At 70.2% G+C, this 24206-nt stretch carries 19 protein-coding genes and 2 tRNA genes; 13 read left to right on the top strand and 8 right to left on the bottom strand.

Features of this window, described 5'->3' with window-relative positions:
- Positions 1-2544 precede the first annotated feature (2544 nt).
- The 6 genes from rsmG to rpmH all read right to left on the bottom strand — a co-directional run bounded on the left by rsmG (position 2545) and on the right by rpmH (position 6107).
- A complete protein-coding gene (gene rsmG, locus ELY19_RS07480; RefSeq protein WP_126198743.1) occupies positions 2545-3207 on the bottom strand; it encodes a 16S rRNA (guanine(527)-N(7))-methyltransferase RsmG in 663 nt (220 codons plus the stop codon).
- A 166-nt stretch (positions 3208-3373) separates the two neighbouring features.
- Positions 3374-3922 (bottom strand): Jag family protein, encoded by a 549-nt coding sequence (locus tag ELY19_RS07475; RefSeq protein WP_126195662.1) that lies wholly within the window; start codon positions 3920-3922, stop codon positions 3374-3376.
- A gap of 44 nt (positions 3923-3966) precedes the next feature.
- Positions 3967-5109 carry a membrane protein insertase YidC gene (gene yidC / locus ELY19_RS07470; RefSeq protein WP_126195661.1) on the bottom strand — a complete coding sequence of 381 codons (1143 nt, stop codon included), beginning with the start codon at positions 5107-5109 and terminating at the stop codon, positions 3967-3969.
- 107 nt (positions 5110-5216) lie between these two features.
- Positions 5217-5477 carry a membrane protein insertion efficiency factor YidD gene (gene yidD, locus ELY19_RS07465; RefSeq protein ID WP_126195660.1) on the bottom strand — a complete coding sequence of 87 codons (261 nt, stop codon included), beginning with the start codon at positions 5475-5477 and terminating at the stop codon, positions 5217-5219.
- Complete coding sequence (gene rnpA / locus ELY19_RS07460; protein WP_232015604.1) at positions 5474-5854, bottom strand: ribonuclease P protein component; 381 nt, start codon at positions 5852-5854, stop codon at positions 5474-5476. The genes yidD and rnpA overlap by 4 nt, the downstream gene beginning before the upstream one ends.
- A gap of 109 nt (positions 5855-5963) precedes the next feature.
- Positions 5964-6107 carry a 50S ribosomal protein L34 gene (gene rpmH, locus ELY19_RS07455; RefSeq protein ID WP_126195658.1) on the bottom strand — a complete coding sequence of 48 codons (144 nt, stop codon included), beginning with the start codon at positions 6105-6107 and terminating at the stop codon, positions 5964-5966.
- A gap of 635 nt (positions 6108-6742) precedes the next feature.
- Here rpmH and dnaA point away from each other — a divergent pair.
- Entirely contained in the window at positions 6743-8236 is a 1494-nt protein-coding gene (dnaA, locus tag ELY19_RS07450) for a chromosomal replication initiator protein DnaA (RefSeq protein WP_126195657.1), read from the top strand.
- Between the two features lie 42 nt (positions 8237-8278).
- On the opposite strand, the gene ELY19_RS07445 is transcribed toward dnaA, so the two are convergent.
- The gene (locus ELY19_RS07445) at positions 8279-9130 is read right to left on the bottom strand and encodes a hypothetical protein (RefSeq protein ID WP_126195656.1); all 852 of its coding nucleotides are present in this window, start codon (positions 9128-9130) and stop codon (positions 8279-8281) included.
- Between the two features lie 457 nt (positions 9131-9587).
- Between ELY19_RS07445 and dnaN the strand changes: the two genes are divergently transcribed.
- From dnaN to ELY19_RS07410, 7 genes are all read left to right on the top strand, one after another.
- Positions 9588-10751 carry a DNA polymerase III subunit beta gene (dnaN, locus tag ELY19_RS07440; RefSeq protein ID WP_126195655.1) on the top strand — a complete coding sequence of 388 codons (1164 nt, stop codon included), beginning with the start codon at positions 9588-9590 and terminating at the stop codon, positions 10749-10751.
- Between the two features lie 37 nt (positions 10752-10788).
- Positions 10789-11673 (top strand): phosphogluconate dehydrogenase (NAD(+)-dependent, decarboxylating), encoded by an 885-nt coding sequence (gene gnd / locus ELY19_RS07435; protein WP_126195654.1) that lies wholly within the window; start codon positions 10789-10791, stop codon positions 11671-11673.
- A gap of 18 nt (positions 11674-11691) precedes the next feature.
- Entirely contained in the window at positions 11692-12897 is a 1206-nt protein-coding gene (gene recF, locus ELY19_RS07430) for a DNA replication/repair protein RecF (RefSeq protein WP_126195653.1), read from the top strand.
- An 88-nt stretch (positions 12898-12985) separates the two neighbouring features.
- Positions 12986-14305: a glycosyltransferase gene (locus tag ELY19_RS07425; protein ID WP_126195652.1), complete on the top strand. Its 1320-nt coding sequence runs from the start codon at positions 12986-12988 to the stop codon at positions 14303-14305.
- A gap of 1 nt (position 14306) precedes the next feature.
- Positions 14307-16073: a DHA2 family efflux MFS transporter permease subunit gene (locus ELY19_RS07420; protein WP_126195651.1), complete on the top strand. Its 1767-nt coding sequence runs from the start codon at positions 14307-14309 to the stop codon at positions 16071-16073.
- A 363-nt stretch (positions 16074-16436) separates the two neighbouring features.
- Positions 16437-17249, top strand: a complete 813-nt coding sequence (locus ELY19_RS07415; RefSeq protein ID WP_126195650.1) for a hypothetical protein — start codon at positions 16437-16439, stop codon at positions 17247-17249.
- A 78-nt stretch (positions 17250-17327) separates the two neighbouring features.
- A complete protein-coding gene (locus ELY19_RS07410) occupies positions 17328-17870 on the top strand; it encodes a DUF721 family protein (RefSeq protein ID WP_126195649.1) in 543 nt (180 codons plus the stop codon).
- On the opposite strand, the gene ELY19_RS07405 is transcribed toward ELY19_RS07410, so the two are convergent.
- Entirely contained in the window at positions 17867-18322 is a 456-nt protein-coding gene (locus tag ELY19_RS07405) for a DUF6841 family protein (protein WP_126195648.1), read from the bottom strand. The genes ELY19_RS07410 and ELY19_RS07405 overlap by 4 nt on opposite strands.
- Positions 18323-18601: 279 nt before the next feature.
- Between ELY19_RS07405 and gyrB the strand changes: the two genes are divergently transcribed.
- The 5 genes from gyrB (at position 18602) to ELY19_RS07375 (ending at position 24181) form a co-directional block, all read left to right on the top strand.
- Complete coding sequence (gene gyrB, locus ELY19_RS07400; RefSeq protein ID WP_126195647.1) at positions 18602-20665, top strand: DNA topoisomerase (ATP-hydrolyzing) subunit B; 2064 nt, start codon at positions 18602-18604, stop codon at positions 20663-20665.
- Positions 20666-20730: 65 nt separating this feature from the next.
- Positions 20731-23232, top strand: coding sequence for a DNA gyrase subunit A (gene gyrA / locus ELY19_RS07395; protein WP_126195646.1), 2502 nt, complete (start codon positions 20731-20733; stop codon positions 23230-23232).
- A 27-nt stretch (positions 23233-23259) separates the two neighbouring features.
- The gene (locus ELY19_RS23410) at positions 23260-23967 is read left to right on the top strand and encodes a DUF3566 domain-containing protein (RefSeq protein WP_164711547.1); all 708 of its coding nucleotides are present in this window, start codon (positions 23260-23262) and stop codon (positions 23965-23967) included.
- Between the two features lie 53 nt (positions 23968-24020).
- Positions 24021-24097, top strand: a tRNA-Ile gene (locus ELY19_RS07380).
- Between the two features lie 11 nt (positions 24098-24108).
- Positions 24109-24181: transfer RNA gene (locus ELY19_RS07375), tRNA-Ala, on the top strand.
- Positions 24182-24206: the final 25 nt, after the last annotated feature.

Here is a 24206-nt window from a genome sequence, read left to right as displayed (position 1 = left end):
CGGTTTCCCGTGAAACCCGTGGCCCACCGGGAACCGCCGGCTGTACGCGCGAGGCCGTCGCGAGGATCCGGCGCCGTCATCCGAACGCCCCGTGCCTGGAGCGCGCCCGCGGCGGCGGTCCGCCGGCTACCCGACGGTCGCGTGTCAGCCGCACGACTCGCGACGAGGCACTCATCCCACATCGCGCTCGATGCCGCGATGCGACCGGTTCGCCGATGGGTCGGTCAGTCCCGAGCCGCCGCGCCGCGTGGCCATCCCGCCGGGCCCGCGGCTACGCGCCGAGGTGAGCGATATCGACCCGCATCGCACTCGGGTGTGCACGGGCGGTGACGCCGTGCGCCTCGCCGGCTCGGCGGTGCCGGGCTGACGCTGTGCCAGGTTCCCGCACACCGTCACGTCCTTCTCCGGTCCGCCCGGAGCGCGGCGGCGGGAGTACTGTCCGCGCGGGCTTCGTGCTCGCGCTCCGCACGGACGCCGGGTGTCGGGTATCGGGCCGCCTTCCGTTGCCGATGAGTTTCTGCACCCGTGTGCTCTGTGGTCTCGTGGCTGGCACCGTCACGGCACCGCTGCGGTTTCACAGCACGCACCTCGCCGCCGCATTCGGTTCACGGACGGCACGCGTCGCCGCAGCGCTCACCCGAGGGGCGCCTGGAGTGGGCGGCGCTCCGGGGGAGCGCCGTCTCGGCGATGCCTTCCCTCCGACTGCGTGCTCGACGTCCGCCCGTTCCCGTTCGTCCGTGTTCCACGTGAAACCGTCGCGGCAGTCGTGTGGGCCACTGGATCCACGCACCGCCGTTGGTCGCGATCGCCCGCGGGGACGTCCCCCGGATCCGGGGCGCCCAGCCACGTGTCTTCCGCCGACACCGCGGAGGGTGCATGACGGGTCCGGGTGGTCATGGCGCTGAACCGACGCGCGATGCGCGGAGCCGGTGTGGCCGTCAGGGACGCGTCGTGAGTATCTGCAGAGGCCTGCGGCGCCGCCTTCGTTTCACGTGGAACACGAGCACTCGCTGGGGCCGAGGAGAGGCACCGACGCGGTCGATCACTGAGTGCCGGCAAGTCCATCGGGCGTGCCGTTCGGTGACCGCAGAGCATCGGCAGGTAGTTCCGTGGCGGTCGACTGGCACCTGTACGCCGCTGCATGGAGTATCTGGCGCCGCCGTCGGGTGCCGCAGGTGCCTGCCGAGGCGAGTCGATGTCCATCGGATTCCGACCGTCACGCACGCGGTGGGAAGACCTATCGCCGCGAGCCTCGCGGTCATCGATTGGGCTGGGATCGGGCAGCGGCCGCCGGGCTCTCGATCGGCCACGCCGGTGCGCTGCCACCGTTCGGCGGCGAGGATGAGGTCAGGGAAAACCTCGCGCAGTCCGCTGGCTACGGCCGCGGGCCGGCGCCGCGCACCCGGTTCGACGTCGGTGGCAGGAGAGCCGCTGCCGCGTGTTGCGAACCGCATCCTCGGCCCACGGCGGGGCAGTGCCCCCGAGCGACGGCCCGTCTCGGCGGCCAGGCGTTGCGGTGTCTGGATCGATCCCTACCACCCCTCGCTGCCTGAGCATCGCGCGCACCGGACGCGCCACTCGCATCGGCTCGCTGGTTGTATGCGCGTGGACAAGCTTCCCGTCGAGGCGGGCCAGGCGATCGCTGCCCGACCACATAGGCGAGCGCCTCGACCCGTCCTCGCGCTCAGTCATGTACCCGCGCTCCTCGTCCATCGCGGGGGAGGCGCACCGACCTCGCCCCCGCGCGGTTCCACGTGAAACGGAACCTCCTACGGACACCTGCCCGATCCACGACCCGCCGGTCCGTCCGGAGCGCCGGGAGTCGCCACGCCGGACCCCGGCCGCGCCCTCGCCCTCGGCCCGCGCCATCCTTCCGAACCAACGACCGGATACCGCGGTTGCTCGAGGGCCGCCGCACCTGCCCGCCGTGGAACCGCGGCGACGACGGCACGCGGTCCCGACCCTCCGGTGACACCGACCCGGAATCGCGTCGCCGGCGCGCCCCACCGCGTCGCTGTGCTCAGCCCACGAAACCTGCTGACTCCGTCGACACCCGGCAAACGGACGAAGGGCGGGCCCGCACACCGGTCACCGCTCGGCGTCCCAACGACCTCCGGGACCGGACGCTTCCCCCAGGGATCAGCTCCGTCTGTCGGCGCGATGGCGTCGCGTGGACTCGAGGCAGTCGCGGGTCTCGGTCGCCGGGTCGGACCGTACGACACGCATCCGGAACCGCTCGAACCGTACGAGCGCCTCGGCCATTTCGCGATGGTCTCCGCGCCGTCGATCCTCGAGCAGGATCACTCTTGCGGTCGCCCGGGTCTCTTACGCTGCGGACGTGTCCCGCCGTCGATCCGCGAGTCGCGCCGGCCGCCTCGGTCCGTGCCACGCGGTCGACGACGCCCTCTTTTCATGGACGCCCGTACCATTCTTGCGCTCGGTCGCTCCCCGACAGACCACACGGGACCGCGTTCCTGTCACGTGTCGAAACACTCGGCGGGTGGTTGGGTGGGCACTCGTCGCGCCCTATATGCCCGATTCTGGTCAGCGCCGCGTCTTCGCGCGCTTCTTCGACGGCGCACCGCGGCGCACCGCGCGCACCACCGTCGTGGCCGGGTCGACGATGCCCACCCCGCAGAGGACGACCTCCGGATCGCGCAGTCCGGCCTTCGTGAGAACCGCACCGTGCTCCTGGATCTCCTCCGCGGCGCGCGATCCCTTCAGCGCGAGAAGCCGGCCGCCGTCCCGGAGCAGGGGAGCGGACCACGGCGCGAGCTTGGGGAAGCCGGACACGGCCCGGGACGTCACGGCGTCCGCTCCGCCGACCGCTTCGATCACCGAGCGCTCCTCGGCCCGTCCGCGCACCACCCGGACGTTGGGCAGGCGCGGCCCGCAGAACTCCTCGAGGAACACGGCACGCCGCAGCAGTGGCTCCACGAGAATCACCTCGACGTCGGGCCGCGCGATCGCGACGGGAACACCGGGCAGGCCGGCGCCGCTGCCGATATCGACGAGAGTCTCACCCGACTCGAGAAGCTCGCCGAGCACGGCGCAGTTCAGCACGTGGCGCTCCCAGAGCCGCGGCACCTCCCGCGGACCGATGAGGCCGCGCACCACACCGTCGGAAGCGAGGACACGCGCGTATTCCTCGGCGAGTTCGAGCCGGTCGCCGAAGACCTCCCGCGCGACCGGGGGAGTGGGGGGCAGCGCGTCCGCATTCGCCTCGCCGTCGACGGACTGCTCCGCCACCTCGTCGCGCCGTTCCACGTGAAACCTCTCCTGTCACACTCGCATGATCAGTTCCGGGGCGACCCCGGAACGACGATGGGCCCCAGGCGCACGGCCCGGGACCCATCGTTCACCTCCGCCCAGTCTAGGCGTTGGGCAGTACCACGACGCGGCGGTTCGGCTCCGCGCCCTCGCTCTCCGAGCGCACACCGTCGACCTTCGCGACGGCATCGTGCACGATCTTCCGTTCGAACGGGGTCATCGGCTTGAGCGACTCCTTCTCGCCGGTCTCCGCGACCCGCTTCGCCACCTCGGTTCCGAGGCCCGAGAGGCGGGTACGGCGGCTCGCGCGCCAGCCGGCGACATCGAGCATCAGCCGGCTGCGGTCGCCCGTGGACTGCTGGACCGCGAGGCGCGTCAGCTCCTGCAGCGCATCGAGGACCTCGCCGCGCGGGCCCACGAGCTTGGTCAGGTCGTCGCCACCGTCGATGGCGACGATGGCGCGACCGCCCTCCACGTCGAGGTCGATGTCGCCGTCGAAATCGAGGATGTCGAGCAGCTGCTCGAGGTAGTCGGCGGCGATCTCGCCCTCCTCGACCAGCTCGTCGTCCTCGTCCACGTCGCTCTCGGCCGGGGCCTCGGCGGGGGCCTCGGTCGCGGTCTGCTCCTCCTCGACGGTCACGTCGTCAGGCATGGGTACTCCTTGGGAATTCGATCATCAGGGGTTCGTGAGCGCACTCAGCGCTTGCGCTTCTTGTTGCGATTCCGGTTGCGCTGCTGCTGGTTGCGCTGCTGCTGCCGGGCGTTCGCGGTGGGGTGCTGGGCCTTCGGCTTGGCGCCGGGCGTGGGCTTCGACGGTGCCGCCTCCGCCGCGTCGTCCGCGTCGTCCGGCACCGTCTCCGCGGCCTTGGTGAGCGACGTCGCCGCCCCACCCTTCTTCGGCTTCGCACCCGGCTTCGGCGCGTTCTCCGCACGCTTCTCCTGCGCCAACCGCTTCTTCTCCTCGTCCTCCTTATCGAGGCGGCCGAAGACGATGTGCTGCTGGAAGTACGTCCAGATGTTCTGGGTGACCCAGTAGATCAGGATGGCGACGGGCAGGAAGATGCCGCCGACCAGGACGCCGAGCGGGAAGACCCACAGCATGAGGCGGTTCATGATGGCCGTCTGCGGGTTCTCCAGCGAGGCGACGGGCTGGCGGGCGATGGAGGCGCGCGAGTTGAAGTGCGTGGCCAGGGCCGCGACGATCATCAGCGGCACCGAGAGGGCGATGATCCACGAGCGCTGGAAGTCCGGCTCGATGAAGGCGTTGTCCGGGCCGACGGGCATGAAGGCCTGGAACTGCGCGACCGGCTCCTGGATGTACGACGAGAGCGGCACGCCGAACAGGCGGGCGTCGAGGAAGCTCTCCACGTCGGTCGCGGAGAAGAAGTAGTTGGGCGTGTGCCGGGTCGCGTACGCCGTCATATCGGGAGAGCCGAACATCTGCGTCGTGCCGCCCGCCATCCGGTTGAACGAGCGGAGCACGTGGAAGAGGCCGATGAACACCGGCACCTGCAGCAGAGCCGGGAGGCAGCCGAGGAGCGGGTTGAAACCGTGCTCCTTCTGCAGCTTCTGCATCTCCAGGGCCAGCTTCTGCCGGTCCTTGCCGTACTTCTTCCGCAGCGCCTGCATCTGCGGCTGGAACTCCTGCATCTGCCTGGTCGTCCTGATCTGCCGGACGAAGGGCTTGTACAGGATGGCGCGCAGCGTGAGCACCAGGAAGATCACCGAGAGGGCCCACGTGATTCCACTGTCGGGGCCGAGGCCGGGCACGAAGGAGAAGACCTTGTGCCAGACCCACATGATGCCCGACACCGGGTAGTACACGTAGTCCAGGGACATCGGATTGAAACTTGACACGGGGCTGTGCTCCTTGCCGATCTATTTCGAAGAGGTTCGTGGGCGCGGATTCTCGCGCATCCGGGGGTGGAAACCGTTGGCGGCGAAGGCTACTCGGGAACGGGGTCCCAGCCACCGCGGTGCCACGGCCCGCACTTGAGCAGGCGAATGGTACTGAGGTACACACCCTTGACCGCGCCGTGCGCCGAAAGTGCCTCCACCGCATACTCGCTGCATGTGGGTGTGAAACGGCACGTGGGCGGCCGCACCGGGGAGATCCACGTCCGGTACAACTGCACCAGGGAGATCAATGCCCGCCGCGGCGCCGCGCGCAGCGTGTTCAGCGAGCCCGTCGCCTGCCCGCCGGTCACAGCGCACCCAGCTTCGCCAGGCCCGAGCGCAGTTGCGCCGTCAGCTCGTTCGCGTCGTCGTCGGCCGCCGCCCGGAGCGCACGCACCACCACGAGGGCACCGTCGTCGAGCTCGCCGGCCACCGCGGCGGCCGCGGCACGCAGCCGACGGGCGACCGAGTGCCGAATCACGGCGTTTCCCACGGCTTTCGAGACGATCAGTCCCACGCGCGGCGCCGGCGTCACCGGATCGACCGTGGACACGACGAGGCCCGGTCCCCCCTCGGGAGCGGGGACCGGGCTCTGGTTCGTCGGTGTCGCCACGTGCACCACGATGGACCGGCGACCCACGCGCCTGCCACCTTTGACCGCCGCGGCGAAATCGCGCGACGAGCTCATGCGGTGGCGGGCGGGTAACACGTCAGGGGTCTGCCTTCTCCATCGTCTTTGCAGCAGCGCCACCGCGACCGGCGGACCGGTACGCGGTGGCGCTATGCGAGAGGCGAAATCAGGCCGTCAGCTTCGCGCGGCCCTTGTTGCGACGCGCGGAGACGATGGCGCGCCCGGCACGGGTGCGCATACGAAGACGGAAGCCGTGCACCCGCGCGCGGCGACGGTTGTTCGGCTGGAACGTCCGCTTGCCCTTGGCCACGGTGACACTCCTTGTTCAGTGGACGACGCTGGTGCGCCGCCGTTCGATGGACGGAAACTCTTCGGCGGCACATGAAGCTCGACTTGAGGTCGAACTCGCCCGACGGATCGGTGTGCGCACAGACCGGTCAAGACTACTTATCCCCACTGACAAGGTCAAACCGGCGCCCACGGGGCCGCGTGACGAGCCTCACAGTCCGGCCGGTGCGACACGCCGAAGGTTCCCGACATCCCACCGCTTCCTGCGGGAATGTGCGTTGTGTTGAGGACCGCGCTCCACTCTGTTAACTTTGCCGAATGCGATTGCTGAGCACGGCCGCGGCACCCCGTGGACCCCGAGCACGGCAGCTTCGGGCCGAAAGGCACCGGGCGTGTAGCGGTCTGGGCGCCGCGCCGTAGTCCGGTTCCTCCGGAGCGCTGACCCGCAGTCCTGCGACCTCGCCCTTCACAGCCGAAGCCAGCGGCTGACAACACCTGTACTCTCGATCCTCCACACCTGTGGATGAACCTGTGGAGTACAGTTCATGCGCAGGTCGGGTGGGGTGCAGTCATGCACAGCTCGACATAGGACGTGTGAACGAGTACGCCGGTCGGAAGCCGGAGACCGAAGGCTTTCAACCCGGTGTGGAGGACCAGATGACCGTTGATCCGCTGATCGAGACGTGGACCGCCGTGGTCGACGAACTCTGCGGAGACAACACCGATCGCACCCTCACCAAGCAGGAGAAGGCCTGGCTCAAGCTCGTCCAGCCGCTCACCCTGACCGAGGGCTTCGCGCTCGTGGCCGTGCCCTCCCAGCTCATGAAGGACGCGATCGAGCGCAGCCTCCGCGAACCGCTCGTCGCGGCGCTCACCACCCGCCTGGGTCAGGACGTGGAGCTCGGCGTCCGCATCTCCCCGGACGCGGTGCCGCCGGCGGCACCCGCCGCCCCCGTCAGCGCGGCCCCCGCGGAGGCACCGTCGGGCCCGAGTACCGCCGACCTGGCCGTCCCCGTCAGCGAGATCGCGGCCGGGATGCCCGGCGCACCGTCGCCGTCGGTCCAGCTCCCCCCGCCCATGACCGGCCCCGCCACCAACGGCACCGCGATGACCGGATCCTCGGGCTCGAGCCTGAACCAGAAGTACACCTTCGAGACCTTCGTCATCGGCGCCTCGAACCGCTTCGCCCACGCCGCGGCCTTCGCGGTCGCCGAGGCGCCGGCCCGCGCCTACAACCCCCTCTTCATCTGGGGCGAGTCCGGTCTCGGCAAGACCCACCTGCTGCACGCGGCGGGGCACTACGCCCGCCGGCTGTTCCCCGGGATGCGCGTGAAGTACGTGTCCACCGAGGAGTTCACCAACGACTTCATCAACTCGCTCAAGGACGACCGCCAGGTCCAGTTCAAGCAGCGCTACCGCGACGTGGACATCCTGCTGGTCGACGACATCCAGTTCCTCGAGGGCAAGCTGGGTATCCAGGAGGAGTTCTTCCACACCTTCAACACGCTCCACAACGCGAACAAGCAGATCGTGGTCTCCTCCGACCGGCCCCCGAAGCAGCTGGCGACGCTGGAGGACCGGCTCCGCACGCGGTTCGAGTGGGGTCTCATCACCGACGTGCAGCCCCCCGAGCTGGAGATCCGCATGGCGATCCTGCTCAAGAAGGCGCAGATGGAGCGGATCCACGTGCCGCCGGACGTGCTGGAACTCATCGCGACCCGCATCGACCGCAACATCCGCGAGCTCGAGGGCGCCCTGATCCGCGTGACCGCCTTCGCCTCGCTCACCCAGACCGACGTGACCTACGAGCTCGCCGAGATGGTGCTCCGCGACCTCGTGCCGGACACCACCACCATCGAGATCTCATCGAGCACCATCCTCTCCGTGGTGGCGGAGTACTTCGAGATCTCGGTCGCCGACCTCAAGGGCACCGAGCGCGCACGGGCCGTGACGCACGCCCGCCAGATCGCGATGTACCTGTGCCGCGAGCTGACGGAGCTCTCGCTCCCGAAGATCGGGCAGATCTTCGACCGGGACCACACCACGGTCATGTACGCCGAGCGGAAGATCCGCAAGGAGATGCCCGAGCGGCGCCGGGTCTACGACCAGGTGCAGGAGCTCACGACCCGCATCAAACGCCGCAGCCAGTAGCCGCCCGGCCCGGAATCCCGCCGGGACCCCGGGCCGGCGCGGTCAACGACCGGCAGAGCAGATCAGCGGGCCACCGCCGCCGTTCGCGCTGCTCTCCTCCGAGACGACCTTCCCGTTGCGCGTGATCGAGCAGCTCACGTCGCCGGTGTAGCCGAGCACCGTGATGGTGACCAGGAACGAGTCCGAGGTGAACTCCTTGGACCACGGGAGCGGTTGCGAGCCGAAGAGATTGGTATCGGGCACGCCCACCGTCACGAGCTGGGCCGAGCCGCTGCCCGTGACCTCCACACGCCACTTCCGGGCGTCCGGGCCCGTGCTCGCGCCGCCACCGAAGATGGGCGGGATCGAGATGCCCGACGGGACGCCGCTGGGCAGCGTGATACCGCCCGACTTGGTGCTCGTGGTGGTCGTCGGCGGGGGAGTGGTCGTGGTGGTCTGCGTGGACGCCGTGTTCTCGGGGGAGCCGCTGGTCGCCACGAGGGCCACGATCACCGCGAGCACGAGGGCGAACACCACGGCCGCGGCGGCGATCCACAGCAGCTTCCGATTACCACCCGAGCCGTCGCCGTCGCCGCCCGAACCACCGCCCGGGCCTCCGGGCCCCGGGGGAGGGCCCTGCGGCGGCTGCGCGCCGTACTGCCCGTACTGATCGCCGTACGCGCCCGGCGCGTACCCCAGCTGATAGCCACCGTCGTACTGCTGGGTGGGCGGGTCCTGCGGACCCGGCCCGGGGGGACCCGCCGGCGGGCCCTGCGGTGCGCCCGGATCGACCGGGCCGTCGGCCGGGCGCTCGTACTCACGGGTCGGTTTCGGCGCGCTCGGCGTGCCGGGGCCGACGGGGTAGTTCTGACCGCCGGGGTGCTCCCCCGGGCGCTGCGGATCCGGATATCCCATGGTCACACCGTACGCGCCGGGTGCCCGCACGAGAACTGTCAGTTACTCACCAGTACTGCACACAGCCTGTGGATGGATTCCCGAAATCCCAGGAGTGACCTGGGGAGAGTTCATCCACAGGTTTCCACAGGCACCCTTCCTCACCAATCACATGTTTGTAATTCCACAACACCTGCGGCGCGTCGTCAACACCCCGACACGCCACCCGCGCTGCGCCGATGAGGAGTTTCCACATCCTCCACAGGGCTTATGACGATGACATATTTCTTCACTAGATCCTTCTTCTGAAAAGAGGTGGCGTGAAGGTCCGACGCGCTTCGCTCCGCCGAACCCGGAGTTCGGGCCGGCGGGCACCTGAACGCCACCGGATCAGTCACGCTCCTATAGCATCGAAGACCTCACGGTCGTGCCCGCCACGCCGTACCCGAACGACCCCCCACCGAAAGGCCCCGTCGGCATGAAGTTTCGCGTCCCGCACGAGGAGTTCGCCGAATCCGTCGCGTGGGTGGCGCGCAGCCTGCCGTCGCGCCCCCCGGTGCCGGTGCTCGGCGGCGTCCTGCTCACCGCGGGTGACGACGGGCTGACCGTCTCGGGATTCGACTACGAGGTCTCCGCGCAGGTGCGCGTCGGCGCCGAGGTGGCGGACGAGGGCCAGGCCCTGGTCTCCGGCCGCCTGCTCGCGGACATCACGAAGGCCCTGCCCAACAAGCCGGTCGACGTGCAGCTCGACACCACGCGCGTCGCGATCACCTGCGGTAGCGCGAAGTTCTCGCTGCCGACCATGCCCGTCGAGGACTACCCGCAGCTGCCCGAGCTGCCGCAGCAGACCGGCGCCATCGAGCGCGGCACCTTCGCCGAGGCCATCGCCCAGGTCGCGATCGCCGCCGGCAAGGACGACACCCTGCCGATGCTGACGGGCATCCGCGTCGAGATCGAGGGCGAGAAGGTCGTCCTCGCCGCGACCGACCGGTTCCGGCTCGCCGTCCGCGAGTTCGAGTGGCAGCCGGCCTCCACCGACGTCAAGGCCGCGGTCCTGGTCCCGGCGAAGACGCTCTCCGAGGCGGCGAAGACCTTCGCCGTGGACCCCGAGGTCGGGATCGCGCTCGGCGCGGGCTCGGCCGTCGGCGCCGACGGCCTGCTCGGTGTGGTCGGCGCGGACCGCCGCACCACCACCCGCCTCCTGGATGCCGACTTCCCCAAGTTCCGGCAGCTGCTGCCCGCCTCGCACACCGCGATCGCCACCATGGAGATCGCGCCGCTGCTCGAGGCGATCAAGCGCGTGGCCCTCGTCGCCGATCGCGGCGCACAGGTCCGGATGGAGTTCGCCGACGGCTCGCTGCGCCTCTCGGCCGGCGGCGACGACGCCGGTAAGGCCGAGGAGGAGCTGCCCGCGGACTTCCAGGGCGAGGCGCTGACCATCGCCTTCAACCCGGGCTACCTGCAGGACGGCCTGGCCGCCATCCACACGGAGTCGGTGACCTTCGGATTCACCACGCCGAGTCGACCTGCGGTGCTGCGGCCGGCGGTGGAGAATGGCTACGAGCCGGACGACTCCGGCGCGTTCCCCGCGCCCCAGAGCCCGTACACGTACCTGCTGATGCCGGTGCGCCTGCCCGGCTGATCGAACCGTCTTCACCGCACGGAAGGGTGCCGCGAACATGCAGTTGGGTCTGATCGGTCTGGGCAAGATGGGCGCGAACATGCGCCAGCGGATCCGCAACGCCGGCCACGAGGTCATCGGATACGACCCCCGCCCGGAGGTCACCGACGTGCCCTCGCTCGAGGCGCTCGCGCAGGCGCTCGACGCCCCGCGGACGGTGTGGGTCATGGTGCCCGCCGGCGACATCACGCGGGAGACGGTGCGCAGACTCGCCGATATCCTCGAGCCGGGCGACCTCGTGATCGACGGCGGGAATTCGCGCTACACCGACGACCAGGTGAACGCGGAACTGTTGTCCGCCAAGGGGATCGGCTATCTCGACTGCGGCGTCTCCGGCGGTGTGTGGGGGCTCGAGAACGGATACGGCCTGATGGTCGGCGGTTCCGCCGACGACGTCGAGCGCGCGATGCCGATCTTCGACGCCCTGCGGCCCGAGGGCGACCGCGCGGACGGCTTCGCGCACAGCGGGCCGGTCGGCGCGGGGCACTACGCCAAGATGATCCACAACGGCATCGAGTACGGCCTCATGCAGGCCTACGGCGAGGGCTACGACCTGCTCGAGGCCGAGCCGCTCATCGAGAACGTCGCCGGGACGCTCCGGGCCTGGAGCAAGGGCACCGTCGTCCGGTCCTGGCTGCTCGACCTGCTGGTGAAGGCCCTCGAGGAGGATCCGGGCCTGCAGGAGATCACCGGCTACACCGAGGATTCCGGCGAGGGCCGGTGGACCGTCGAGGAGGCGATCCGGCATTCCGTCCCGGCGCCCGTGATCGCGGCGGCGCTGTTCGCCAGGTTCCAGTCCCGGCAGGACGACTCGGACACGATGAAGGCGGTCTCCGCCCTGCGCAACCAGTTCGGCGGCCACGCCGTGCGGCGCGCGGACTGACCGGGGCCGACCGCTTCGTTGTACGTCCGCCGGCTCACCCTGCACGACTTCCGGTCCTGGGACGACGTCACCGTCGACCTGGAACCGGGCGTCAGCGTCTTCGTGGGCCGCAACGGCTTCGGCAAGACGAACCTCGTCGAGGCCCTGAATTACCTGGCGACGCTGGGCTCGCACCGGGTGGCCACGGATCAGCCGCTGATCCGGGTCGGCGAGGAGAGCGCCTCGGTCTCGGCGACGGTTCACAACGCCGGGCGCGAGTTGACCGCGGAGATCGACATCGTCGCCGGGCGCGCGAACAAGGCCCGGATCAACACCGCGCCGTGCCGCCGGCCCCGGGAGCTGCTCGGCATCCTGCAATCCGTGCTCTTCGCACCGGAGGACCTGGCCCTGGTCCGAGGTGAGCCCGGCGGTCGACGGCGGTTCCTCGACGACCTGGCGATCCTCCGCACGCCCCGCATCGCCGCGGAGAAGGCCGATTACGACCGGGTGCTCAAGCAGCGCACCGCGCTGCTCAAGACCGCCTACGCGGCCGCCCGCCGGGGCGGGGCCGACGCGGAGTCCATGCTCTCGACGCTGGACGTGTGGGACGCGCAGCTCGCCCGGTTCGGGGCGGAGGTGCTCGCGGCGCGGCTCGAAGTGGTCGCCTCGCTCGCGCCGCACCTCACTGTGGCCTACGCCTCACTCGCGCCGCACTCCCGCGCCGCGACGGTCGGGTACACCAGCGGCCTGTTCGAGGGTTTCGACGGTGATCCGGCCGCCGCGTCCGTGGCCGAGCTGGAGCAGGCGATGCTCACCGGCCTGGCCGCCGCGCGACAGCGGGAGATCGAGCGCGGCGTCTGCCTCGTCGGCCCGCACCGGGACGACCTCGACCTCCGGCTGGGCAACGAGCCGGCCAAGGGATTCGCCTCGCACGGCGAATCCTGGTCGTACGCACTGGCACTGCGGCTCGCTTCGCTCGAACTGTTGCGGTCCGGGGGCGCCGAGCCGGTGCTGCTCCTCGACGACGTCTTCGCCGAACTGGACGCCAAGCGGCGGACGGCGCTGGCGGAGGTCGCCGCCGGCACGGAGCAGGTGATCGTGACCGCCGCCGTCCCCGAGGACCTGCCCCCGGCACTGCGGTCCGCGACGTTCCAGGTCACCGTCGAGGGCCCGCCCGACGCCCGCGTCTCCCGCCTCGCGGCCGCGGAGTCCTCGGCGGAGCCGGGGGCGACTCCGGCGGAGTAGCCCACCGCCGCGTACAGTGCCAGTGTTTGCGCCGAGGCGGGGTGGTCCCCCAGGGGGGTCGGCGACTTCGTCATGAAAGGGCATACCGGTGCGCATCGCCATCGCATGCATGGGCTCGCGCGGCGACATCAGCCCGCTTCTGGCCGTCGCTCGCGTCCTCGCCGACCGCGGGGACGACGTCACGATCGGCTGCACGGTCGAATCGCAGGGGCACGTCGCCGCACACGGCTTCGAGCCGCACATCCTGACCACGCTGAACCTCAAGGAGTTTCTGCAATCGCCCGTCGGCCAGGAGAAGTTCTTCGGCGCCAGCACCACGACGCAGCTGCGCGAGGTCGGCAAGCTCGCGGACTCCCACGCCGACGAGTTCGACACGCGCCTCGCCGCGCTGTGCCAGGACGCCGATTGCGTCATCAGCACCCGCATCATCGAGGAGCGCGCCGCCCTGGTCACGCACCGCGCGGGGGTGCCGCTCGTCATGGTCGAGTACTTCCCGGGTGACGTGCACAGCACGGTGCCCAACCCGCTCCTGGGTCCGCGTCTGCAGGACGTGACGGCGCGGATCCCGGTGCTGCTGCCGCTGACCTACCGGATCTTCAACATCGGCTGGGCGCTGAGCATCTTCAGCAAGACGGTCGAGCTCGCCAAGCGCGTCGACTACCCGCGGCGCGTCATCGATCCCCGGTCAGTGCTGCGCGGCCGCGACATCCTGCGGGTCGAGGCCTTCGGTCGCGCGCTGGTGCCGCCACGGTCCCGGCAGGATCCGCGGCACCCCCGTATCGGGTTCATCCGCATCGAGGGCAGGCCGGCGGACCGCGCGGAGCTCGACGCGATGATCGAGGCGTGGATCGAGCAGGACGACCGCCCCATCGTCTACGTGGGCTTCGGCAGCATGCCGGTCGTCGATTTCGACGGTGTCGTCTCCGGCCTCGCCGAGATCCTGGCGGGTGAGGGGATGCGGGTGCTCGCCGTGCCGGGCTGGTCCGCCCGCAGCCGCGACGAGGACGTGAACACCCCCGACCTGGTGATCGTGCCGGACGTCGACCACGACACGGTGTTCCCCCGGTGCGCCGCGCTCGTGCACCACGGCGGCGCCGGCACGACGGCCATCGCGGCCGCCTCGGGCCGCCCGTCGCTGGTGTGCAGCCAGGCCTTCGATCAGCACTTCTGGGGCCGCCGGATCGAGGCCGTCGAGGCCGGCGCCATCCTGCCGCGCCGGCGCATGACCGCGCGCACCATCGCCGACGGGGTGCTCGCGCTGGTGCGCGACGAGCGCGTGGTCGACGGTGCCCGCCGCACCGGGACCGCGGCCGCGGCGGACCTGGGCGGGCGCGACGAATTCCTAGCGGCCTTCGACGCCTTCCTCGCCGAGGTCGACGGCGCGCGCGCCGCGGCCGACGGCCGCTGACATGACCGGTATGGCCGACGCGGCGCGGGCGGGCCGCACCCGATGGATCTCCCTGGGGACCCTGTGCATCGCCGTGCTGATGACCGGCATGGACAACAGCATCGTCACCATCGCGCTGCCCACGCTGAGCGAGGAGTTCGGCGGGGGCATGAGTGCGCTCCAGTGGATCGTCGACTCGTACACGCTGGTCTTCGCCGGGCTGCTGCTCGCGACGGGCTACCTCGGTGACCGGCTCGGCCGCCGGAAGGTGCTCGTCGCCGGCCTGCTGTGCTTCGTCGCGATCTCGGTACTGGCCACGCGGTCGACGTCGCTCGCACAGCTCATCACGGCGCGGGCGGCGCTGGGCGCCGCGGCGGCGTTGATCTTCCCCGCCACGCTCGCCATCATCTCGGACCTGTTCCCCGAGAAGCAGGAGCGGACGAAGGCCATCGCCGTGTGGTCCGCCGCGGCCGGCGCGTCGATCGCCATCGGTCCCGTGGTCGGTGGCTACCTCGTGGAGCACTTCGCCTGGTCGTCGGTGTTCTGGATCAACGTGCCCATCTCGCTCGTCGCGATCGCCGGCTGCCTCGCGCTGGTGCCCGAGTCGTTCGGTTCCGAGCGACCGTCCTTCGACGTGTTCGGCGTCCTGCTCTCGATCTCGGGGATCACGCTGCTCGTGTGGGCCCTCATCGAGGCGCCGAACTTCGGCTGGGGGAGCGGGCCCGTGGTCGGCGCCCTGGCCGCGGCCGTGGTCCTGCTGGTGGCCTTCGTGGCGTACGAGCGGCGGCACCGCAACCCCGTGCTCGACGTGACGCTGTTCCGCTCCCGCGGCTTCGCGATGGGTTCCTTCGCGATCTGCGCCGGCTTCTTCTGCCTCCTCGGCTTCGTCTTCATCACGATCATGTACTTCCAGGCGGTGCTGGGGTACGGGCCGCTGGAGACCGCGGTGCGGGTGATCCCGTTCGCGCTCGCGGCCGTGGCGGTCACGCCGCTCGCGGCTCTGGCGAACACCGAGCGGCGGATGCGGTTCACCATCGCGCTCGGCCTCGCCATCATGGCGGCGGGGTTCGTGGTGACCTCCCGGCTCACCGAATCGGCCGACTACCTCACCCAGATCCTGCCGGCGATGTCGGTCATCGCCGTCGGTCTCGGCCTGCTGCAGGGCCCCGCGACCACGTCGGTGATGACGTCGGTCCCGTCGGGCGAGGCCGGCGCGGGGTCCGCGGTCAACGACACGACCCGCGAGGTGGGCGGCGCGCTCGGCGTCGCGATCCTGGGTTCGGTGGTCGCGCACCTGTACTCCGCGCGGGTCGTGGAGGACGTCGCGCGGCTGCCGCTGGCGCCGGGCGTGCGAGCGGAGGCCGAGTCGTCGGTCATCGGCGGCATCCGGGCGGTCGGGGCGGCGCCGCCGGAGCTGCGGCCCGTGCTCGGGCACACCGTGCAGCAGGCCTTCGTCTCCGCGATGCAGTCGGCCAACCTCGTCGCGGCCGGGGTGGGCGTGCTCGCCTGCCTCGTGGTCGCCGTCTTCCTGCGGACCCGGCCGCCGGCGCGGCACCGTCGGACCGCGGAGGGGCAGCGGATCAGCGTCCACGAGCTGTTGGCCCGGGGATCCGAGCCCGTGACCGCGCCGATCACGCTGCCGGGCGGGGCCGCCCGGCGACCAGCCCCACCAGTCCGCACAGCCACGCCGCCGCGTACCCGGCGGCCAGGGACAGCGGAATCACCGGCTGGCCGTACTCCCGCAGCATCAGCGGTACGAGGACCGGGAGCGCCGCCGCTGCGAGAGTGATCCATCCCCAGCGGCGCGCGGTCGCCGCGTGCCGGCGGATCAGGCGCAGGTTCGCCCACCAGCAGAGCAGGCCGAGCACGCCGACGCCGTACAGGTAGCCGTACAGCGGAGCGGCCTCGCCGTACTTCCCGACGGGGTCGTAGAGCGCGTGCAGGTGCCGGTCCAACCCGCCGAGCACCAGCTGATCCGAGAGTACGAGACCGAGGCCGGCGAGGGTGGCGAGCGCGCCCAGCCCGTACGCGACGACGGTGCGCCGCGCGCGGTTCGACGGTGCCGTTTCCGGGCGGTGCAGTGTCTGATGCGTCATGTCCTTCTCCTTTGAAACTCGGAGTACCAAGTTGGTACACGACGTACCATAGGTCCGTGAGCGACCAATTGGAACCCCGAGTACCAAAATCGGGAAAAACCCCGAGGCGGCCGCGGCTGGCACTCGGCGAGACCCGCCGGCGCGTCCTCGACAGCGCGGTCGACCGCGTGCTGGCGACGGGCCTCGGGACCGGTCTCGAGCACGTGCGGCTCGAGGACGCGGTGCGCGACGCCGACGTCTCGCGGACCGCGGCCTACCGGTGCTGGCCGCAGCGCGACGACTTCCTGGCCGACGTCCTCGCGGCCCTCGCCGAGCACGCGCTGCCGATCGCCTCGACCAGGGGGGCGCGGGCGACGGCCGTGCTCCGGGGTGCCGTCGGGACCGATCCCCGGGCGCTGAGGACGGTGGCCGACCGGCGCGCCGCCCTCCTGCGCGCGGTGGCGGCGTCGGCGGACGACGACCTGCTGGCCGACCGGGAGGAGGACCGGCGCTGGCGGCTCTACCTCACGCTCGCCATGGCCGTTCCGTCGCTGCCCGCCGGGCCGCAGCGCGACCGCGTCGTGGCGGCCGTGGACCGCGCGGAGGACGCGGTGGTGTCCAGGCTGGAGGAGAACTACCGGCGCCTGTTCGAGCTCTTCGGATTCACCAGCACCGTCCCGTTCCGGGAGCTCGCGACCGTGGGCCTCGCGCTGATGCGGGGGTACGTGGTGGGCGGCCACACCGGTGCCGACGCGCCCCGGCCGGGGCCGGGGTACGCACTCCTCGCCGAGGGCGCGGCGACGCCGTCGGATCACGAGGACTGGGATGCGCAGCGGGGCCGGCGCCTGCTCGATCTGCTCGCGGCCGGCGACGTCTTCGGCGGTGCGTGAGCGGATCGACTCGTGGGAGCGTGTCGGTGCGGATGAGTAGCCTGGTGATCACAGGTCCGCGGGTGGCGAGGAGGTGTCATGACCGGGCAGGACGACGACGGGCAGTTGCACGGGTCCGACATCGCGCGGCGGGCGCTCGAGGAGGCGCGCGCGGCGGCCAAGGCGGCGGGCAAGTCCGTCGGCCAGGGACGGTCCGAGCCGATGACCGGCGGGGTGCGCCGCCTGCGCCGCGGCTCGAAGCGGTGGAGCGGACCGTCGGCGGACAGCCGCGATCCGCAGCCCTTCGGTGCGCTCATCGGCGGCATCGCCAAGGCGCGCGGATGGGACCAGAAGGTCAGCGAGGGAACGGTTCTCGGGTGCTGGGAGTCCGTCGTGGGGGCCGATGTGGCCGCGCACGCCCGCGCCGTGAGCCTACGGGAGAAGGTGCTCTACGTGAGCGCCGAATCCACGGCCTGGGCCACGCAGCTGCGGCTCATGCAGTCCCAGTTGCTGGCGAAGATCAACGCCGCCGTCGGGCAGGGCGTGGTCACCTCGCTGAACATCACCGGTCCCAGCGCGCCGAGCTGGCGCAAGGGGCCGCTGCACGTGCCCGGGCGAGGCCCGCGCGACACCTACGGCTAGGCGGGCGGCGCGTCCGGCAGGAAGTCGGCGAGGTCGATACCGCGCGCGGCGGCCAGTTCCTGCAGCTTCGCGGCGTCGTCGACCTGGACGCAGACGCACGCGTGCGGGCCGTCCTCGTCCCGGCGCACGATGTAGTACGCCGTGCTGTCCGTGAGTTCCGCGCCGTCGTCGTCGAGGAAGCGCCAGCGGACGTGGAGCAGTACGACGGCCCCGGTCAGCGGGGTCACGTCCAGGAGCTCGTGGCGCACCGAGGCGAGGCCCAGCGCCCGGTACAGCGGGTACGACCGCTCCAGGCCGCGGGCCATCGACGCGCGGTCCTCGAGGACCCCGGAGAAGCGATCGTCGACGATCATGCCGGGCTCGGCCCAGAGCGCCGCGCCGCCCTCGGCATCGAATCGCGACAGCGTCGCCGCGTACCGGCTGAGGTAGTCCTCGATCTCGGCGTGATCCATGCCTCCGACTCTACGGCCGATTGCCGGTTCATGCCCCAGCGTCGCCGTGTGCGCGTCGGCCGGTGATTCGGACTGACCCGACCGAAACGAGGTTGATCGCGTCTGGAGCGCGATGAGGGCGTGGCAAACGCATTCATCGTCGTGAAGAGGAGTAGACTGGAAGGGCAAGAGCGCCCCGTGTCCTCGGGGTGCTGTCCGATCACCATCGCGGTGGCCCCGGCCGGTGGAAGTTCACGGCTGTTCGCCCCGGTGGTTTCGACGAAGGAGCGCCAACACATCGTGGCGGCTGACAACAACGGGAAGAACGGCTCCAGCTCGTACGGCGCCGATTCCATCAAGCAGCTCGAGGGCCTGGAGGCGGTGCGCAAGCGCCCCGGCATGTACATCGGTACCACCGGACCCCGCGGCCTGCACCACATGATCTGGGAGGTCGTCGACAACTCCGTCGACGAGGCGATGGCCGGCCACGCCACCCGCGTGGACGTCAAACTCCTCGCGGACGGCGGCGTCGAGGTGATCGACGACGGCCGCGGCATCCCCGTCGCGATGCACGCCAAGGGCATCCCCACCGTGCAGCTGGTGCTGACCTCGCTGCACGCCGGCGGCAAGTTCGACTCCGACGCCTACGCCGTCTCCGGCGGCCTCCACGGCGTCGGCATCTCCGTGGTCAACGCGCTCTCCAGCAAGGTCGAGGTCGAGATCGACGTCGACGGCTACCACTGGCAGCAGAACTTCCACTGGGACGACAAGAAGCGCGACTCCGTCGCCGAGGATCTGATCAAGGGCGAGCCGACGGAGCGCACCGGCACCACCGTGCGTTTCTGGGCCGACCCGAAGGTGTTCACCGAGACCACGCACTACGACTTCGAGACGGTCTCGCGCCGCCTGCAGGAGATGGCCTTCCTCAACAAGGGCCTGACCATCACCCTCACCGACGAGCGCCCCGTCGCCGTCGAGGTGCCCGACGAGGACACCACGGAGGAGGCCCCGTCGGCGGCCGAGGACGATGTGGCCGCGGCGCTGGCCGAGGTCGCTCCCAAGAAGCGCGAGCGCATCTTCCACTACCCGGACGGCCTCGTCGACTACGTCAAGCACATCAACGCGCGGACGTCGAAGTCGCCGATCCACGGCTCGATCATCTCCTTCGAGGGCAAGGAGAAGGGACACGAGATCGAGATCGCGATGCAGTGGAACTCCGGCTACTCGGAGTCCGTGCACACCTTCGCCAACACCATCAACACGCACGAGGGCGGCACCCACGAGGAGGGCTTCCGCACCGCGCTGACCGGCGTGGTCAAGGCCTACGCCAAGGACAAGAAGCTGGTCAAGGAGAAGGACGGCGAGCTCTCGGGTGACGACATCCGTGAGGGCCTCGCCGCGGTCATCTCCGTCAAGGTCGCCGAGCCGCAGTTCGAGGGCCAGACCAAGACCAAGCTGGGCAACACCGAGGTCAAGAGCTTCGTGCAGAAGGTCTGCCGCGAGCAGCTGCAGTTCTGGTTCGACTCGAATCCCGCGGACGCGAAGACCATCGTGCAGAAGGCCGCCGCCTCGGCGCAGGCCCGCCTCGCCGCCCGCAAGGCGCGGGAGTTGGTGCGCCGCAAGAGCGCCACCGACATCGGCGGCCTCCCCGGCAAGCTCGCCGACTGCCGCAGCAACGACCCCGACAAGTGCGAGGTCTACATCGTGGAGGGCGACTCCGCCGGCGGCTCCGCGAAGAGCGGACGCGACTCGATGTACCAGGCGATCCTGCCGATCCGCGGCAAGATCATCAACGTCGAGAAGGCGCGCATCGACAAGGTGCTCAAGAACGCCGAGGTCCAGTCGATCATCACGGCCTTCGGTACGGGCATCCACGACGAGTTCGACATCGCCAAACTGCGCTACAAGAAGATCGTCCTCATGGCCGACGCCGACGTGGACGGTCAGCACATCTCGACGCTGCTGCTCACGCTGCTGTTCCGCTTCATGCGGCCGCTGGTCGAGCACGGCCACGTCTACCTCGCGCAGCCGCCGCTCTACAAGCTCAAGTGGCAGAAGGGCGCCGACCCCGAGTTCGCCTACAGCGACCGCGAGCGCGACGCCCTCCTCGAGGAGGGCCTCAAGAACGGCAAGAAGATCAACAAGGACGACGGCATCCAGCGCTACAAGGGCCTCGGCGAGATGAACGCCAAGGAGCTGTGGGAGACCACGATGGACCCGTCGGTCCGCGTGCTCAAGCAGGTCACGCTCGACGATGCCGCCGCCGCCGACGAGCTCTTCTCCATCCTCATGGGCGAGGACGTGGTGGCGCGCCGCTCGTTCATCGCGCGCAACGCCAAGGACGTGCGGTTCCTCGACGTGTGATCGCCGGCGCGCCCGCGAGCCGGGCGCGCCGCGCACCGTCGAACCGATGACCTCGAAGGACAGACATGACTGACACCACCCCGCCCGCCGAGACCGGCGGCCACGACCGCATCGAACCGGTCGACATCCAGCAGGAGATGCAGCGCAGTTACATCGATTACGCCATGAGCGTGATCGTGGGCCGCGCGCTGCCCGAGGTACGCGACGGCATGAAGCCGGTGCAACGCCGAATCCTGTTCGCCTCGTACGACAACGGCTACCGCCCGGACCGCAGCTACGTGAAGTCGGCGAAGCCCGTCGCCGACACCATGGGCAACTACCACCCGCACGGCGACAGCGCGATCTACGACGCCCTCGTGCGTCTCGCGCAGCCCTGGTCGATGCGCTACCCGCTCATCGACGGCCAGGGCAACTTCGGCTCGCCGGGTAACGACCCCGCCGCCGCCATGCGCTACACCGAGGCGCGCCTGACGCCGCTCGCGATGGAGATGCTGCGCGACATCGACGAGGAGACCGTCGATTTCGTGCCGAACTACGACGGCAAGTCGCAGGAGCCCACGGTGCTCCCGGCGCGCGTGCCGAACCTGCTGATGAACGGCTCCGGCGGCATCGCCGTCGGCATGGCGACCAACATCCCGCCGCACAACCTGCGCGAGCTCGCGGACGCGATCTTCTGGTGCCTCGACAACTTCGACGCCGACTCCGAGGCGACGCTCGAGGCGTGCATGGAGCGGATCAAGGGCCCGGACTTCCCGACGTACGGCCTCATCGTGGGCAGCCAGGGCATCAAGGACGCCTACTCCACGGGCCGCGGCTCCATCCGCATGCGCGGCGTGGTCTCCGTGGAGGAGGACTCCAAGGGCGCAACGGAACTCGTCATCACCGAGCTGCCCTACCAGGTGAACCCGGACAACCTCGTGCTGTCCATCGCCGAACAGGTGCGCGACGGCAAGATCGCCGGCATCAGCAAGATCGAGGACCAGTCCTCCGACCGCGTCGGCATGCGGATCGTGGTGCGGCTCAAGCGCGACGCCGTCGCCAAGGTGGTGCTCAACAACCTCTACAAGCACAGCCAGCTGCAGACCAGTTTCGGCGCGAACATGCTGTCCATCGTCGACGGGGTGCCGCGCACCCTGCGCCTGGACCAGATGATCCGCTACTACGTGACGCACCAGTTGGACGTCATCGTGCGGCGCACCCGGTTCCGGCTGCGCAAGGCCGAGGAGCGGGCCCACATCCTGCGCGGCCTGGTCAAGGCGCTCGACGCGCTCGACGAGGTCATCGCCCTCATCCGGCGGTCCGAGACCACCGAGATCGCCCGTGCCGGCCTGATCGAGCTCCTCGACGTGGACGAGTTGCAGGCCAACGCGATCCTCGACATGCAGCTGCGCCGCCTCGCGGCCCTCGAGCGGCAGAAGATCATCGACCAGTTGGCCGAGATCGAGCTCGAGATCGCCGACCTCAAGGACATCCTCGAACGGCCGGAGCGCCAGCGCGCCATCGTCCGCGACGAGCTCGGCGAGATCGTCGAGAAGTTCGGCGACGACCGCCGCACCAAGATCATCGCGGCCGACGGCGACGTGACGGACGAGGACCTGATCGCCCGCGAGGACGTGGTCGTCACCATCACGGAGACCGGCTACGCCAAGCGCACCAAGACCGACCTGTACCGCAGCCAGAAGCGCGGCGGCAAGGGCGTCAAGGGCGCGGACCTCAAGCAGGACGACATCGTGGCGCACTTCTTCGTGTGCTCCACCCACGACTGGATCCTGTTCTTCACCACCAAGGGCCGCGTCTACCGGGCCAAGGCGTACGAGCTGCCCGAGCAGAGCCGCACCGCCCGCGGCCAGCACGTCGCGAACCTCCTGGCCTTCCAGCCGGAGGAGCGCATCGCCCAGGTCATCCAGATCAAGGCCTACGACGACGCGCCCTACCTCATCCTGGCCACCAAGAACGGCCTCGTGAAGAAGTCGAAGCTCGAGGACTTCGACTCGAACCGCAGCGGCGGCATCGTCGCCATCAACCTGCGCGACGAGGACGAGCTGGTGGGCGCGGTGCTCGCCTCCTCCGAGGACGACCTGCTGCTGGTCAGCAAGAACGCGCAGTCGATCCGCTTCCACGCGACCGACGACGCGCTGCGCCCCATGGGCCGGGCGACCTCCGGTGTGCAGGGCATGCGGTTCAACGGTGACGATCAGCTGCTGGCGCTCAACGTGGTTCAGCCCGACACCTACCTGCTCGTCGCGACCTCGGGCGGTTACGCCAAGCGGACGCCGATGGACGACTACCCTGTCCAGGGGCGTGGCGGCAAGGGCGTGCTGACGATCCAGTTCGACCCCAAGCGCGGCGACCTGGTGGGTGCGCTCATCGTCGACGACGAGACCGAGCTGTACGCCATCACGTCGGGCGGCGGTGTGATTCGCACCGCGGCGCGGCAGGTCCGCAAGGCGGGCCGCCAGACCAAGGGCGTCCGGCTGATGAACCTGGCCGAAGGCACTAGTCTTTTGGCCATCGCCCGCAACGCCGACGAGAGCGACGAACCCGAGCAGGCGGACGGCGAGGCATAAGCCGCCGCGGAGCACGAAGGAGCGCATGTGAGTACCCCTGGAACCGGATCCGGCCAGCCGCCGGAGTCCGGACCGGAGGCGGGCCGGCAGCCCGTCCGCATCCCGCGACGCGACACCGACGTGGGCCGCGTGATCGATGCGCCCACCGAGGGCGTGGAGCGCGACGAGTTGCCGAAGAACCTGCCGGACCTGGACAAGATCCATCAGGTCGCTCCGGCGTCGGCGCCGACGGTGCCGGTGCCCGCGCAGGCGGCCGGCGAGGCCGCCGCCCCGGCGGAGGAGACCCCCGCCCCGGCGGCGGAGGCGGCACCGTCGAACCTGCACACCGTGGGCGGCGCGCCGGCCCGGGCCGCGGGCGTGAAGACGCAGGCCGCGAACGGTCCGGTCCGTGCGGGCATGCAGCTGCGCAGCATCGACCCGTGGACCACGTTCAAGCTCACCGGCGTGGTCTCCGTGGTGCTGTTCTTCGTGTGGATGATCGCCGTCGGCGTGCTGTACATCGTGCTCAGCGGCATGGGCGTGTGGAGCAAGATCAACGACAGCTTCCAGACGCTGACCAATGAGCAGGCGGGCGTGAGCCTGCTGACGGCGGGCAACGTGTTCACCTACGCGGGCCTCGCCGGCCTCGCGAACGTGATCCTGTTGACCGCGCTCGCCACCGTCGGCGCGTTCATCTACAACCTCTGCGCCGACCTCGTGGGCGGCATCGAGGTAACCCTCTCCGATAGGGACTGACCAGCGGTTTTGTAGAACCCGAGGTGCGCTGGTAATGTTCCACCTCGGTTCACGGGCCTATAGCTCAGGCGGTTAGAGCGCTTCGCTGATAACGAAGAGGTCGGAGGTTCAAGTCCTCCTAGGCCCACCACACCCCGTCCCGGGGCCTTAGCTCAGTTGGTAGAGCGCCGCCTTTGCAAGGCGGATGTCAGGAGTTCGAATCTCCTAGGCTCCACAATCACTTCGCACACGTCACAGGC

Origin of the sequence: Tsukamurella paurometabola, assembly GCF_900631615.1 — a bacterium.
GTDB classification, from domain to species: Bacteria; Actinomycetota; Actinomycetes; order Mycobacteriales; family Mycobacteriaceae; genus Tsukamurella; species Tsukamurella paurometabola_A.
Note: the sequence above shows the minus strand (reverse complement) of the source record. Positions and strands in the feature narration are given on the sequence as shown.